Origin of the sequence: Mycobacterium sp. E802 (genome assembly GCF_001666875.1) — a bacterium.
In the GTDB taxonomy this organism is placed as follows: Bacteria; Actinomycetota; Actinomycetes; order Mycobacteriales; family Mycobacteriaceae; genus Mycobacterium.
The window spans coordinates 56,117-71,495 of record NZ_LZJD01000159.1; the positions used below are offsets into that span (position 1 = coordinate 56,117).

Genomic DNA, 15,379 nt, shown 5'->3' on the forward strand with positions numbered 1-15,379 from the left:
ACAGATGACTTCTTCCTTCAGCGCGGACGCGAACGTACAGGCGATCGATGACGTCGTCGGGGTCGAATTGACCATCGACGGGGTTTTGGTCGTCGCCGACAAGCTGGGCCTCACCGACTTTCCGCCCTCGATGGGCATCCGGTTGAACATCCCCCAACCCGACCTGCGCGAGATCGTGTGGGACCAGGTGGCCCGTGACCTCATGGCCCAGGGCGTGCTGGATGTCTACGGCAACCCCCATCCCGAGGTGGCCGCCATGCTCGACACCCTGAGCCGGCCCGACCGCACGTTGGAGGGCCGCTGGTGGCGTCGTGACGTGGGCGGGAAGATGATCCGGTTTGTGGTGTGCCGCAAGGGCGGTCGGCACGTGGTCGTCGCCCGTGACAACGACATCCTGGTGTTCCAGCGGGTGGCTGCGCAGGTGGGTCTGGCCGGCATGGTGACGACCGTGCTCGGCGAGGGCTCACCGGCCAATGTCGAACCGTTGACCGGTGTCGCCGAAACCCTGGCCAAGTGCCGGACCGCGGACGAGCTCACCGGTTACGGGATCCCGCCCACCTCGGCCCGGGTGTACGCGAACATCATCTCCGAGCCCGAGAGTTGGGTGGAACTCATCGCGTCCGAGCGGAATCCGGGCGGCACCATCTCCCAGGTCGACGTGGCCGCCGGTGTCCTGGACTCCAAGCAGGGACGCATCGTGTCCATCCCGCGCCGGGTCAACGGTGAGCTCTACGGCAGCTTCCTGACCGGTACCAAGGACAACCTGCAGCGGGCCCTGGACGGGTTGGTCGAGTTGTTGCCCTCGGGTTCGTGGTTCGACAAGTCCGAGTCGGATAGTTCCTACCTGCACTGAAAGGGCCGCCAAGGTGGGTGACTTTCCGCCACACTATCCGGACGACGATGACGACTACGACGGCCTCTCGGCGCTGGATTTCGACTATTCCGACGACGATTCGAATGCGTTGGGGTTGGACGCGCTCGGCACCTATGACGACCTCGCCATATCCGACGGCGCGGTATCCGATGACACGTCCGACGGGTCCATCTCCGACGGGACGGTGCCCGGGTTCTTCGAGCGTGACGACGACGATGAACTGGCCGTTCCGCTGTTCACCGTCACCAATCCACCTGAAACTGTCACGGTGACGGCGTACATGGATGGTCGGGTTCAGCAGATCGAGCTGGCGCCGAAGATCACCGATCTGAGCGAGCGGGATCTCGCCGAGGAGATCCTGCTCATCGCGGACCTGGCCGCACAACAGGCCAAGTCCGCCCAGTACTCGTTCATGCTCGCGGGAATGCGTGAGCATGGCCACGACGACGCGGCGACCCGCGATTTTTTGACCCGTGACCTGAATCTGCCCACCCCGGAGCAAGCCGATGATGCTCGGGCCCAGGTCTTTTCGACCCGCTATGGAGGCGATCATGGTTGACCATCTCGCTGGGATGTTCGGCACCGCAGTCGGGATGCTGAGCAGCTCTCCGGCCCGCTCACTCGAAATGTTCACCGAGATCACCAGTTACGACGAGACTGCGTGTGACGCCTGGGTAGGCCGCATCCGTTGCGGCGACACCGACCGGGTGACGCTGTTCCGGGCCTGGTACTCACGCTCGAACTTCGGCCAGCTGGCCGGCGCGGCCGAGATCTCGATGAACGGTGTCGGGGCACGCATCCCGATCGGCGGCATCTACGGCAAGGACATCTCCTACCCGATCAACTCACCGTTGGCGATCACCCTGGGCTTCGCCGTCCAGGAGGCCAACGAGGGCAATTACGCCGACGCGATGGAGGCCCTGGAGGACGCCCCGGCCGGTGGGTCCGAGCACCTGGTGGCATGGGTGAAAGCGGTGATCTACGGTGCGGCGCAACGCTGGACCGATGTGATCGACCAGGTGCGTGGTGCCGAGCAGTGGCCGGACAAGTTCCTGGCCGCGGCGGCGGGGGTGGCGCACGGGGTCGCGGCGGCCAACCTCGGTCTGTTCACCGAGGCGGATCGTCGGCTCACTGAGGCCAACGACACCCCGGCCGGTCAGGCCTGTGCACCGGCGATCGCCTGGTACCTGGCCATGGCCCGGCGCAACCAGGGCAACGAAGAGTCGGCCCAGGTTCTGCTGGAATGGCTTCAGGCGAACTTCCCCGAGCCCAAAGTCACTGCAGCGCTTCGTGATCCGGCCTACCGGTTGGAAACCACGACCGCCGAGAAGATCGCGGCCCGCACCGACCCCTGGGATCCCTCCAGCGTGGTGGCCGACACGTCGGCTCGCGACAAGCTGCTGGCCGAGGCGCAGGCCGAGTTGGATCGTCAGATCGGCTTGGGCCGGGTGAAGGAACAGATCGAGGCCTACCGGGCAGCCACCCAGATGGCCAGGATCCGTGCCGCGCGCGGCATGAAGGTGGCGCAGACCTCCAAGCACATGATCTTCGCCGGCCCGCCGGGTACCGGTAAGACGACGATCGCGCGGGTGGTGGCCAACATCCTGGCCGGACTCGGCGTCATCGCCGAGCCGAAGCTGATCGAGACCTCGCGTAAGGATTTCGTCGCGGAGTACGAAGGTCAGTCGGCGGTGAAGACGGCCAAGACGATCGATCGGGCGCTCGGCGGCGTGCTCTTCATCGACGAGGCCTACACCCTGGTGCAGGAACGCGACGGCCGCGCCGACCCGTTCGGCACCGAGGCGCTGGACACCCTGCTGGCCCGGATGGAGAACGACCGCGACCGGCTGGTGGTCATCATCGCCGGCTACAGCAACGACATCGATCGCCTGCTGGAGACCAACGACGGCCTGCGCTCGCGTTTCGCGACCCGCATCGAGTTCGACTCGTACTCGCCCGATGACATCGTGGAGATCACGAAAGTCATTGCCAAGGCCAATGATTCACAGCTCGACGAAGAGGCTGCCAAGCGGGTACACGAGGCGGCCTCGCTGCTCAGTCAGCGGACCCTCAACGGCAAGCCCGCGCTGGACATCGCCGGTAACGGTCGTTATGCCCGGCAGCTGGTGGAGGCCGGCGAGCAGAACCGGGACATGCGGTTGGCCCGGTCCTTGGATTTCGAGAACCTGGGTGTCGAGCAGCTCAGCGAGATCAACGGAGAAGACATGGCGGCGGCGATCGCGGCGGTGCACAGCCGCCTGAACATCGGCGAATAAGAGATGGCAGGCTTCCGGCTCACCACCAAGGTCCAGGTCAGCGGCTGGCGTTTTCTGCTGCGCCGCGTCGAGCACGCGATCGTGCGCCGGGATACCCGGATGTTCGACGATCCGCTGCAGTTCTACAGCCGTGCGGTGTTCGCCGGAATCGTGGTTTCGGTGCTGATCTGCCTGGGCGCAGCGCTGATGGCGTATTTCAAGCCGTTGGGCAAGCAGGGCACCGATCAGCTCCTGGTGGACCGGACCACCAATCAGCTCTACGTGATGTTGCCGGGCAGCAACCTGTTGCGCCCGGTGTACAACCTCACCTCGGCCCGGCTGGCGTTGGGCAACTCCGGCAATCCGTCGGCGGTGAAATCCGAGGAGCTCAACCGGCTGCCCAAGGGGCAGCCGATCGGCATTCCCGGTGCGCCGTATGCCACCCCGACCGGTACCCCGGCCTCGCGCTGGACCCTGTGCGACACCGTCGCCAAGCCGGACAGCGCCGCACCCAAGGTGGAGACGTCGATCCTGATCAGGTCGCTGGCCACCGACATGGCCGTCGGCCCGATGCGGGAGAACCAGGCCATGCTGGTGTCCTTCGAGGGCGCGAACTGGCTGGTGACCGAAGAGGGCCGGCACAGCATCGACCTGGCCGACCGGGCGGTGAGCTCGGCGGTGGGCATCCCGGTCACCGCCAAGGCCACCCCGGTTTCGGAAGGCTTGTTCAACGCGCTGGCCAACATGGGGCCCTGGCAGCTGCCGATGATCCCGGCCGCCGGTGCGCCCAATACCGTTGGGCTGCCGGCGAATCTGGTGATCGGCTCGGTGTTCCAGACGGCCACCGAATCCGAGCCCCAGCACTATGTCGTGTTGCCGGACGGGGTGGCCCGGGTCAACGACACCACGGCTGCGGCGTTGCGCGCCACCAACTCCTACGGGCTGTTGCAGCCGCCGTCGGTGGAGGCCAGCGTGGTGGCCAAGATCCCCGAGCAGGTGTATGTCTCGCCGTTGCCGGACAAGCCGCTGGAGGTGCTGCTGCGTCAGGACTCTCCGGTGCTGTGCTGGGCCTGGCAGCGTGAGCCGGGGGATCAGGCGCCGAAGACCACCGTCATCGCCGGTCGCCGGCTGCCGATCCCGTCGTCGGCCATCGGCACCGGGATCGACCAGATCGGCGGTGACGCAACGGTGTACATCGAGGGCGGCCAGTTCGTCCGGTTGCAGTCGCCCGATCCCCGGGTGGGCGAGAGCCTCTACTACATCGACCCGCAAGGGGTGCGCTACGGCGTCGCCAACGACGACGCCGCGAAGAATCTGGGCCTGGCCGGTGCGGTGAACGCGCCGTGGCAGGTCGTCGGGCTGCTGGTGGAAGGCCCGGTGCTGTCGAAGGAAGCCGCGCTCATCGAGCACGACACACTTCCGGACGACCCGAACCCGCGCAAAGTCGAAAGTAAGCAAGGCTCATGACGACGAAGAAGTTCACCCCGACGATCAAGCGGGGGCCGCGGCTGACACCGGGCGAGATCAACGTCGCCCCACCCGATGACCTCGGCATCGAGATCCCGCCGTCAGGCATGCAGAAGGCCATGCCCTGGGTCATGGGCGGCTGCATGCTCGGCATGATCGCGATCATGATCTTCACCGGTGTACGTCAGCTGTCGCCGTACATGCTGATGATGCCGCTGATGATGATCATGGGCACCGTCGGTTTCATGTCCGGTGGTGGTCAGGGCGGCAAGCGGGTTCCCGAGATCAACGCCGACCGCAAGGAATACCTGCGGTATCTGGCCGGGCTGCGCAACCGGGTCACGTCGTCGGCGTCGGCGCAGGTGTCGTTCTTCGGTTACCACGCACCGCATCCCGACGATCTGCTCTCGATCATCGGCACCCACCGGCAGTGGTCGCGGCAGGCCAACTCGGACTTCTACGCCGCCACGCGGATCGGCATCGGCTCGGAGATCGCCGTCGACCGGTTGCTCAAGCCGAACACCAGTGGTGAGCTGGCCGGTCCGCAGGGCGCGCCGCAGCCGCACCTGGAGCCGGTCAGCCACATGTGGGTGACGAAGTTCCTGCGCACCCACGGTCTGATCCACGATTGCCCCAAACTTGTTCAGCTGCGGACGTTTCCGACCATCGCCGTGGGTGGCGACGCGGACGGTGCGGCGGGCCTGCTGACGGCGATGATCTGCCATCTAGCGGTGTTCCATCCGCCAGACCTGCTGCAGATCCGGGTGCTCACCGACAACCCCGAAGACCCGAAGTGGTCGTGGCTGAAGTGGCTGCCGCACACCCAGCACCAGACCGACACCGATGCCGCCGGGCCGACCCGGCTGGTGTACACCCGCCCCGACGGGTTGAGCGATCTGACCGCCCGCGGGCCGCACAGCGCCGACGCGGCCCCCGGCGGTCCGTACGTCATCGTGGTGGATCTCACCGGCGGCAAGGCCGGATTCCCCGTCGACGGGCGGGCCGGGGTCACGGTGCTGACGCTGGGCAACCACCGCGGATCGGCCTACCGGCTGCGCGTCGACGCCGACGGCACCTGCGACGACAAGCTGCCCAACCAGAACTACCGCGAGGTGACCCGGGTGGTCGACCGGATGACGCCGTCACAGGCCACCCGCGTCGCCCGCAAGCTGGCCGGCTGGTCGATCACCGGCACGATCATCGACAAGAACGTGCGGGTGCAGAAGAAGGTCTCGAAAGAATGGCACCACCTGGTCGGTGCGAAGTCGGTCGAGGAGGTCACCCCGGCGCGGTGGCGGATGTTCGCCGACACCGACCGGGACCGGCTCAAGATCCCGTTCGGGCACGAGCTCAAGACCGGCGAGGTGATGACCCTCGACATCAAGGAAGGTGCCGAGTTCGGTGCCGGCCCGCACGGCATGCTCATCGGTACCACCGGCTCGGGTAAGTCGGAGTTCCTGCGGACCATGATCCTGTCGCTGGTGGCCACCCACCACCCCGACCAGATCAACCTGCTGCTGACCGACTTCAAGGGCGGTTCGACCTTCCTGGGCATGGAGAAGCTGCCGCACACCGCGGCCGTCGTCACCAACATGGAAGAGGAAGCCGAGCTCGTCGGTCGTATGGGCGAGGTGCTCACCGGTGAGCTCGACCGGCGCCAGCAGATCCTGCGTCAGGCCGGTATGCAGGTGGGTGCCGCCGGTGCGCTCTCCGGTGTGGCCGAGTACGAGAAGCACCGCGAGCGCGGTGCGGACCTGCCGCCGTTGCCGACGTTGTTCGTGGTGGTCGACGAGTTCGCCGAGCTCTTGCAGAACCATCCCGACTTCATCGGGTTGTTCGACCGCATCTGTCGTGTGGGCCGGTCGCTGCGTGTGCACCTGCTGCTGGCCACACAGTCGCTGAACACCGGCGGCGTGCGCATCGACAAGCTCGAGCCGAACCTGACGTACCGAATCGCCTTGCGTACCACCAGCTCTGCTGAATCCAAGGCGGTGATCGGTACCCCCGAGGCGCAGTACATCACCAACAAGGAAAGCGGTGTCGGGTTCCTGCGGGTCGGTATGGAGGACCCGGTGAAGTTCGCCACGCTCTACACCGGCGGCACCTATGTTCCCGAGGTGGAAGAGTCCGTTGACGGTGAGGCCAAGCCGCGGGCGAAGCGTCAGGCGCGGGTGCGGATTCACCAGTTCACCACGACTCCGATTTTTGATACGGCGGTGAATTGATGTCCACAAAAGCTGAACCGAAGGTCTTGCGCGAGGTGGTCCTCGCGCAATTGGGCACCGGTGAAAGCCGCGCATACAAGATGTGGCTGCCGCCGCTGACCGATCCGACGCCGGTCAACGAACTGATCGAGCGGGACTATCAGCGCAAACCGCTGCGGTTTGCGCTGGGGATCATGGACGAGCCGCGTCGGCACCGGCAGGACATCTGGGGCGTCGACGTCTCGGCCGCCGGCGGCAACATCGCGATCGGCGGTGCCCCGCAGACCGGTAAGTCGACCTTCCTGCAGACGCTGATGCTCTCGGCGGCTGCCACCCACACGCCGCGTCAGGTGCAGTTCTACTGCATCGACCTCGGTGGCGGTGGCTTGATGTACATGGAGGATCTGCCGCACGTGGGCGGTGTGGCCACCCGTGCCGAACCGGACCGGGTCAACCGGGTGGTGGCCGAGGTCAAGGCCGTGCTGAGGGCCCGCGAGCAGGTGTTCAAGCAGTACCGCGTGGGCTCGATCGCGTCGTATCGCGAGATGCGCGAGGACCCGGAGAATCCGGCCGCGCAGGACCCGTTCGGTGACGTCTTCCTGGTGATCGATGGTTGGCCGGCCTTCGTGGCGGAATTCCCCGACCTGGAACCGGCCGTGCAGGATCTGGCGGGTCAGGGTCTGGCGTACGGCGTGCACGTCATCATCTCCACGCCGCGCTGGACCGAGCTGAAGTCGCGTGTGCGCGACTATCTGGGCACCAAGGTGGAGTTCCGCCTCGGTGACGTCAACGAAACCCAGATCGACCGGATCACGCGGGATATCCCCGCCAACCGTCCCGGTCGGGCCGTGTCGCTCGAGAAGCACCACCTGATGATCGGGGTGCCCCGGCTGGACGGCGTCCACAGCGCCGCCAACATCGTCGACGCCATCTCGGCGGGCGTGCAGGAAGTGTCGTCGCGCCACACCGACCAGGCGCCGCAGGTGCGGGTGCTGCCGGAACGGATCTACCTGCATCAGCTCGATCCGAACCCGCCCGGACCCGACTCCGACTACCGCACGCGTTGGCAGGTGCCGTTGGGCGTGCGCGAGTCGGACCTCACGGTTGCCTACAACCAGATGAACATCACGCCGCACCTGCTGATCTTCGGTGCGCCGAAGTCGGGCAAGACCACCATCGCCCACGCCGCGGCGAAGGCGATCTGCAGTCGCAACAGCCCCGACCAGGTCAGGTTCATGCTGGCGGACTACCGGTCGGGTCTGCTCGACGCGGTGCCCGAGACGCATCTGCTGGCCGCCGGTGCGATCAACCGCAACAGCGCCTCGTTGGAAGAGGCGATCAAGGCGCTGGCCGTCAACCTGAAGAAACGGTTGCCACCGCCCGATCTGACGACTGCGCAGCTGCGGGCGCGGTCGTGGTGGAGCGGTCCGGACATCGTGCTGCTGGTCGACGACTGGCACATGATCACCGCCGCGGCGGGCATGATGTCGCCGATGGCGCCGTTGGGCCCGCTACTGCCGGCGGCCGCCGATATCGGCCTGCACATCATCGTGACGTGCCAGATGAGCCTGGCCCACCGGGCCACGATGGACAAGTTCGTCGGTGCTGCTTACGGCGCCGGTTCGCCGACGTTGTTCCTGTCCGGCGAGAAGAACGACTTCCCGTCGCGGGAGATCATCGTCAAGAAAAGGCCTCCTGGCCAGGCGTTTATGGTCGGGCCGGACGGCAAGGAGGTCATTCAGGCCGCCTATGTCGATCCACCCGACGAAGAAGTGTTCGCAGCACCCCAATAGGGCAGTTAGTATCTAATCAACGCACTCAGCAACGCTGGCGGCAGCCCGTCAGCAAAGGAATCGGGGGACAGGTTCCTGGACGGCTTGGCAAACTTTCTGCCACGTCGACTTTGAGTGCTTGTCCCCGTGCATTTGGAAACGAAACAGGGGAGCAAGCAAATGCAACCGTTGATGCACAACCCGGGCGCCGAAGGCGTTGCGGCACAGGTGATCGCAAACGCGGCCCGTGGTCTGGCCGGTGGCACAACCGCTGCTGCGGCGGTTACCGCGCTGGTTCCGGCCGGCGCTGACGAGGTCTCGGCAATGGCTGCCATGGCCTTCGCCAGCGAGGGTGTCGAGGCGCTGGCGGCGAACTCGTTCGCCCAGGAGGAACTCACCCGGGCGGGTGCGGCCTACGCCGAGATCGCGGGGATTTACAACGCGGTCGACGCCGCTCAGGCAACCACTCTCTAACAGCCACGATTCGTCAAAGATAGGGTCTTCCAGCAATGGTCGCGGCACTCCCGGTCCTACCCACCTGGATAGCGTTGCCTCCAGAGATCAACACCGCACGCTTGATGTGCGGTGCCGGTCCGGCGCCAATGCTCCAGGCGGCAACGGGCTGGGAGGGCTTGGCGATCCTGCTGGAGACCCAGGCCGACGAGCTGGCCGGCGCGCTCAGCAACCTGACCTCCGTGTGGAGCGGCGGGGCGAGTGAGCGTGCGGTGTCGGCGACGATGCCGATGATCATGTGGCTGCGGACGATGGCCTTGCAGGCGCAGAAGCGGGCGTTGCAGGCCAGTGCCCAGGCAAGTTCGTACACCCTGGCGCTGACCACCACTCCGCCCATTCCGGAGATCGAGCAGAACCACGTCACCCACGCGGTGTTGGAAGCGACCAACTTCCTTGGCATCAACACGATGCCGATCGGGCTCAACGAGTTCGACTACTTCGTGCGGATGTGGAACCAGGCCGCCGGGGCGATGGAGGCGTATCACGCCGAAACCACCCTCAACCTGTTGTTCGAGCCCATCATGCCGATGACGCCAATCGTGCTGCCCGGAGTCGGCGAGTCGACCGCGGCGGCGGCGCTGGCCGCGACGGCGCCGCGGGCGGCCCAAGGGATGATGCGCAACGCCATCATCGAGGGCGTCAGTGCCAAGGCCACCATCGAGTCGGTGGCGTTGGTCTCCGGAAATGCCGCAGCCCAGGCGAATATGGCCGAGCAGCGGGCGGTCGGCGCGGCCAACAAGGGTGAGAACGCCGGGCGCCAGGAGCAGGATTCGTCCGAGAAGAACCCCATGCAGCAGGGCATGCAGATGGTCATGCAGATGGGGCAACAGGCCGGGCAGCTCGCGGGGCAGATCCCGCAGATGCTGCAGTCCCAGATGCAGACGATCACGCAGCCGCTGCAGCAGGTGACCCAGATGGTCAGCCAGTTCACCGGCATGGGCGGCAGCCAGTCGGGCATGCAGTCCGGGCTGATGGGCGCGATGCCGTTCTCCAACCATCCGCTGGCCGGTGGTACGGGGCCGGCCTCGGGTGCTGGGCTGGTGCGGGCGGCATCGCTGCCCGGAGCGCTGGGTTCACCACCGCGCACCGCGCTGCTGTCGTCGATGTTGGGCATCAGCGGCGAGGCCAAGCCGGGCGCATTTGGTGGGGCCGCGGGCGCGGCAGGTCCGGTGGCGCCGGTCGGGAGCGGCGCCGGCGGAGGCGGCGGGGCACCGGTCAACGCCGCCAAGAACAAGGAAGAGAAGAGCGGCGGCACCAAGGACGGCCTGGTGTCACCGACAGCACTGACGTACGACCAATCAATAGAAGATGACGACGACTGGTAAGTCGTCCACCACAAAGACTTTCCGGCCACCCGGCCGGAGGACTCGCCAATCATCACTGGTGAGGACAAAGGGAAAATAAGGGGAAATCCAACATGGCACAGATGAATACAGATGCCGCCGTCCTCGCCAAGGAGGCTGCTAACTTCGAGCGCATCTCCGGTGAGCTCAAGAGCGTCATCGCTCAGGTCGAGTCGACCGGCAGCACCTTGGCTGCCCAGATGGTCGGCCAGGCCGGTACCGCCGCGCAGGCTGCGCTGGCGCGGTTCCACGAGGCTGCTGCCAAGCAGATCCAGGAGCTGAACGACATCTCCAACAACATCCACACCTCGGGTAGCCAGTACTCGGCCACCGACGACGATCAGGCCGGCAACCTGGCCTCGTCGATGAACATCTGACCTAACTGACCTCAAGAACGGAGACACAACATGACAGAACAGGTTTGGAATTTCGCCGGTATCGAGGGCGGTTCGGCTGAGATCCAGGGCGCCGTCGGCACCACCGCCGGCCTGCTGGACGAGGGCAAGGGCTCGCTGGCCTCGCTCGCCTCGGCGTGGGGCGGCTCGGGTTCGGAGGCCTACCAGGCCGTTCAGACCCGCTGGGACAACACGTCCATGGAGCTGAACCAGGCGCTGCAGAACCTGGCCCAGACGATCAGCGAGGCGGGGCAGACCATGTCCCAGACCGAAGCCGGCGTCACGGGAATGTTCGCCTAGTTAACGGGCAACACGCACGCATGCATTGGTGGGCGGGTAACCGGTCTATCTTTTGATAGGCCGAACCCGCCCACCACTTGTGCTTGGGTGTAAAGATCTAACCATCTGTTTTGACTATCTGAGGGGTCCCCATGTCGGCCGACTATGACCGGCTCTTCCACTCGTCGGAACCGGGTAAACCGGTCGACGACGCCACTGCCATCGTGGACAGAGATGCCATCCTGAAGGCCGCCGCGGCCACGCCGCCACCGCCCGTTCCGGTCGGGGAGACCAGTTCCACGGATGTACCGGTGGCTCCCACCGCATCCACCCAGACTCAGGCTGCCGCGCAGCCGCGGCATGCGGAGACGACGCCGCAGATGCCCGCGCCGATGCCGCAGCCCCCGGCGACCGCGCCGCAGTGGCCGCAGAATTCGATGCTGCGGGCGCCGCAGCAGCAGTCCGGTCAGGGCGCGCGCCACGAGCAGGCCCGGTCCATGCCCGGCCCGGTGCCGCGCGTCGCGCCCGGTCCCGCGCCGTCGCAGTTCGCCGACTTCGACCCTGAGGTCAGTGGTCAGTGGCGGGCAGGGCAGGCGATTCCGACGCCGGCCGCGCCCGGCCCCACCTCGGCCGCCTCGATGGGCAACCACCGCGCGATCGACGCGCTCTCGCACGTCGGGGTGAAGACCGGTGTGAAGATGCCGTCGCAGCGCGGATGGCGCCACTGGCTCTACCTGACCACCCGGATCAACCTGGGTCTGTCACCCGACGAGATCTACGAACTCGAACTGCACAACCGGATTCGGCGCAACGCCCGCGACTCCTATCAGATCGGTGTCTTCGGGCTGAAAGGTGGCGTCGGCAAGACCGCCGTCACCGTCGCGCTCGGATCGGCGATGGCCAAGGTCCGCGGTGACCGCATCCTGGCGATCGACGCCGACCCCGACGGCGGCAACCTGGCCGACCGTGCCGGACGTCAGTCCGCCGCCACCATCTCTGATCTGCTCGCCGACCAGGAACTGTCGCGCTACAACGACATTCGGGCCTACACGAGCATGAACGGCTCAAACCTCGAGGTGCTGTCGTCTGAGGACTACAGCGGTGCCCAGCGGGAGTTCAACGACGAGGACTGGAAGGGCGCCACCGCAGTGGTGTCGCGCTATTACAACCTCGTCCTCGCCGACTGCGGGGCCGGCCTGTTCCAAAAGGCTTCCCGCGGTGTGCTCTCCACCGTGTCCGGCATGGTGATCGTGGCCAGTGCCTCGATCGACGGGGCCCGCCAGGCTGCCATCACGATGGACTGGCTGCGCCAGAACGGATATCAGGATCTGCTCGGCCGGTCCTGCGTCGTGATCAACCACGTGACGCCGGGTAAGGCCAACGTGGATGTCGAGGATCTGGTGCAGCAATTCGAGCGTCACGTGCCCCCGGGCCGTGTCATCGTGTTGCCGTGGGACAAGCACATTGCCCAGGGCACCGAGATTCAGCTCGACCTGCTCAGCGATACGTACCAGCGCCGCATCACCGAGTTGGCCGCGGCCCTGTCCGACGATTTCGACAGGCTTGAACGGCGGTGACCGCGACTACTGCCGCCGCTGACCCCTCGAGCACGGCGCCTGGCCGGCCGTCGACCACCCGGGTCACGATCCTCACCGGTAAGAGGATGACGGATCTGGTGTTGCCGGCCGCAGCGCCCATCGAGACCTACATCGACGAGACCGTCAGTGTCCTCGGCGAATTGCTCGAGGACACCCCGAAAGACACGCTCGCCGGGTTCGACTTCTCCGAACAGGGCATGTGGGCGTTCGCCCGTCCGGGTGCGCCGCCGTTGAAGGCCGACGAATCTCTCGACGACGCCGGTGTGGTCGACGGATCACTGCTCACCCTGGTGTCGGTCAGCCGCACCGAGCGGTACCGCCCCCTGGTCGAGGACGTGATCGACGCGATCGCCGTGCTCGACGAGTCTCCGGTGTTCGACCGCACCGCGCTGAATCGTTTTGTCGGCGTGGCGATTCCAGTGGTCTCAACGGCCATCACCGTCATGTCGCTGCTGTCGTGGGACGGTGCCGGCCAGGGCTGGTGGTGGGCGGTGGCGCTCGCGTTGTTCGGTTTCGGCCTGCTCGGCGGAAGCTTCGCGGCGGAGAAACGTTACGACAACCTCGATCTTTCCGAGAGTCTGCTGCTGGCCTCGATGATCGTGCTCGGTGGGGCTGCGGCGCTCGCCGTGCCGCTGCCCTATGACGCGGATTCCCTTGGGGCACCGCAACTGGCCGGTGCCGGCGCGGTGGTGTTGCTACTGACACTGGCCACCCGCGGCGGCCCACGCCGTCGGGCCGATGTGGCCTCATTCCTGGCCGTGTTGGCGATCGCCGTCACGGGTGCCGCAATCACCGTCGGGTACGGCGGGGCCGAATGGGTGCCCGCCGGTGCGATCGCCTTCGGGCTCATCGTGGTGACCAACGCCGCCAAACTCACTGTGGCCGTGGCCCGTATCGCGCTGCCGCCGATCCCGGCGCCCGGTGAGACGGTGTCCAACGACGAGCTGCTCGATCCGGTGATCACCCCCGACGAGGTGGACGAGGCATCCCCGACATGGAAGGCGATCATCGCGTCCGTGCCGGAATCGGCGGCGCGACTGCAGGAACGCAGCCTGTTGACCCGTCAGTTGCTGATCGGATTCCTCGCCGCCGGTGCCCTGGTGCTGTCGGTCGGTGCGATTTCCGTTGTGGTGCAGGGGCATTTCTTCGTGCACAGCATGATCGTGGCGGGTCTGGTGGCCGTGATCTGTGGCTTCCGGTCCCGGCTGTACGCCGAGCGGTGGTGCTCCTGGTCGCTGCTGGCGGCGGCGATCGCGGTGCCGACCGGTGTGATGGTGCGTCTGTGCCTGTGGAATCCGGGCAATGCCTGGCTGGTGCTGGTGATCTACACGGTGCTGGGCCTGGTGGCGGTGATCGCGGTGGGTGCCACCGACGGCGTGCGTCGCGTGTCCCCGGTGACCAAACGCATCCTGGAGTTGACCGACGGTGCGGCCATCGCAGCGGTGATCCCACTGCTGCTGTGGATCGCCGGCGTGTACGACCTCCTGCGGAACCTGCGCTTGCACTGAGGTTTTGGGCTTGTGTCTCAGGGCCTTCGAGGCCCTGAGACCTCGCTGGCTGTGGCCAATTGCGTATCAAAGGGGGGATCACATGAAAACAACGTCGAATATCCGTGTGGCTGCTGCGGCGGGGCTGGTTGTTGCGGCCGGACTGCTCGGAGCATGTTCTGGTCACGTCGAGATTGGGAAGACCGCCGGCGTCGACAAAGAACAGCTCGCGAAGGTCGTCAAGCAGAAACTTGAGGCCCAGGCGGGCTCCAAGGCCGATTCTGTGGTGTGCGATGACGATCTGCCGGCCAAAGTCGGTGCCACTCAGCGGTGCGTGCTGACTGTCGACGGCACCAAATATGGCGTGACCGTCACGGCCAACTCGGTCGACGGCGGCAAAGTTAACTTCAATGCCAAGGTTGACGACGAACCTATGGGCTGAGTGGGTTTCGCGGCATGGGTTTGTTTTCGCGGCTGAGCGGCGACCGTAAACCTGATCCAGATGTTGTCCCGGTGTCGTCGCACGAGTTGTGGCATCGCTTGATGGGGCTGAACAATGAAGCGTCGCCGTGGCATGTCCGCAGGGGCGATGACGAAGAGGTCGATCTCGTCGCCGAGTGGAAACGAGGCCACCCGTACTGGCAGCCGATCTTCGATGATGTCAACGTCAACGACACCTACATCATCCGGATGATCTTCGACCATGAAAAGAAGGAAATCCGCGCCAAGGACAGAGCTTTGGAGTGGAAGCGTGATTCCGACGATCCCTTGCACTGGAATCAGACGAAAACCAATGGTGATCTTCGCTTTTCGGTGACCGGGTGGATCAATGGCCAGCGATATGACTTCGATACCAACGACATGAAGAACCCGATCCGCGACGTCGTGGCGGCCTCCGGGTGGACATACCGGGCCTTGATTTTTCGTGGTTTGTGACGGGCGCTCCGTTAGTCGCGAAAGCTGAGCCAGACGGATTTACGGCCTACCCGACGGCGACTGCGGACCCCTGCCCTGCGCAACCGCGTGGTTCATCGCTTGGAGCACGGCGCCGCGCTTAGCCCTAAAGTCGGGTCCGTCGCGCTCGATGCGCGAATCGCCGCTGTGTGCATCCTCGGTCCTGAGTTTGGACATTTCGCTTAGTACCCAGGGCTGAAGCCTAGATCGGTGAGGATCTTGCTCTCGGCGTCGGGGA

Annotated in this window: 14 protein-coding genes; all 14 read left to right on the forward strand. The window is 65.8% G+C overall.

Features of this window, described 5'->3' with window-relative positions:
• The first annotated feature begins 4 nt into the window (after positions 1-4).
• The 14 genes from A5699_RS23260 to A5699_RS23325 all read left to right on the forward strand — a co-directional run bounded on the left by A5699_RS23260 (position 5) and on the right by A5699_RS23325 (position 15,123).
• On the forward strand, positions 5-853 hold the full coding sequence (locus A5699_RS23260; protein WP_067774533.1) for an ESX secretion-associated protein EspG: 849 nt from the start codon (positions 5-7) through the stop codon (positions 851-853).
• 13 nt (positions 854-866) lie between these two features.
• A complete protein-coding gene (locus A5699_RS23265) occupies positions 867-1,433 on the forward strand; it encodes a secretion protein EspD (RefSeq protein WP_067774535.1) in 567 nt (188 codons plus the stop codon).
• A complete protein-coding gene (gene eccA, locus A5699_RS23270; protein ID WP_067774575.1) occupies positions 1,426-3,150 on the forward strand; it encodes a type VII secretion AAA-ATPase EccA in 1,725 nt (574 codons plus the stop codon). The genes A5699_RS23265 and eccA overlap by 8 nt, the downstream gene beginning before the upstream one ends.
• Before the next feature lie 3 nt (positions 3,151-3,153).
• On the forward strand, positions 3,154-4,596 hold the full coding sequence (eccB, locus tag A5699_RS23275; RefSeq protein WP_067774537.1) for a type VII secretion protein EccB: 1,443 nt from the start codon (positions 3,154-3,156) through the stop codon (positions 4,594-4,596).
• A complete protein-coding gene (gene eccCa, locus A5699_RS23280) occupies positions 4,593-6,821 on the forward strand; it encodes a type VII secretion protein EccCa (protein ID WP_067774538.1) in 2,229 nt (742 codons plus the stop codon). Before eccB ends, eccCa begins: the two co-directional genes overlap by 4 nt.
• Positions 6,821-8,593: a type VII secretion protein EccCb gene (eccCb, locus tag A5699_RS23285; protein WP_067774540.1), complete on the forward strand. Its 1,773-nt coding sequence runs from the start codon at positions 6,821-6,823 to the stop codon at positions 8,591-8,593. Before eccCa ends, eccCb begins: the two co-directional genes overlap by 1 nt.
• 159 nt (positions 8,594-8,752) lie before the next feature.
• Positions 8,753-9,046 (forward strand): PE domain-containing protein, encoded by a 294-nt coding sequence (locus A5699_RS23290; RefSeq protein ID WP_067774542.1) that lies wholly within the window; start codon positions 8,753-8,755, stop codon positions 9,044-9,046.
• Between the two features lie 35 nt (positions 9,047-9,081).
• Positions 9,082-10,410 (forward strand): PPE family protein, encoded by a 1,329-nt coding sequence (locus tag A5699_RS23295; protein ID WP_067774544.1) that lies wholly within the window; start codon positions 9,082-9,084, stop codon positions 10,408-10,410.
• 92 nt (positions 10,411-10,502) lie between these two features.
• Positions 10,503-10,805, forward strand: coding sequence for a WXG100 family type VII secretion target (locus A5699_RS23300; protein ID WP_067774546.1), 303 nt, complete (start codon positions 10,503-10,505; stop codon positions 10,803-10,805).
• Between the two features lie 30 nt (positions 10,806-10,835).
• On the forward strand, positions 10,836-11,123 hold the full coding sequence (locus A5699_RS23305) for a WXG100 family type VII secretion target (protein ID WP_067774549.1): 288 nt from the start codon (positions 10,836-10,838) through the stop codon (positions 11,121-11,123).
• A 131-nt stretch (positions 11,124-11,254) separates the two neighbouring features.
• Entirely contained in the window at positions 11,255-12,679 is a 1,425-nt protein-coding gene (locus tag A5699_RS23310; RefSeq protein ID WP_067774553.1) for a MinD/ParA family protein, read from the forward strand.
• Positions 12,676-14,208 carry a type VII secretion integral membrane protein EccD gene (gene eccD / locus A5699_RS23315; protein ID WP_082957842.1) on the forward strand — a complete coding sequence of 511 codons (1,533 nt, stop codon included), beginning with the start codon at positions 12,676-12,678 and terminating at the stop codon, positions 14,206-14,208. Before A5699_RS23310 ends, eccD begins: the two co-directional genes overlap by 4 nt.
• Before the next feature lie 82 nt (positions 14,209-14,290).
• Entirely contained in the window at positions 14,291-14,629 is a 339-nt protein-coding gene (locus A5699_RS23320) for a DUF4333 domain-containing protein (protein WP_067774560.1), read from the forward strand.
• A 14-nt stretch (positions 14,630-14,643) separates the two neighbouring features.
• Positions 14,644-15,123 (forward strand): hypothetical protein, encoded by a 480-nt coding sequence (locus tag A5699_RS23325; RefSeq protein ID WP_067774563.1) that lies wholly within the window; start codon positions 14,644-14,646, stop codon positions 15,121-15,123.
• Positions 15,124-15,379 lie beyond the last annotated feature (256 nt).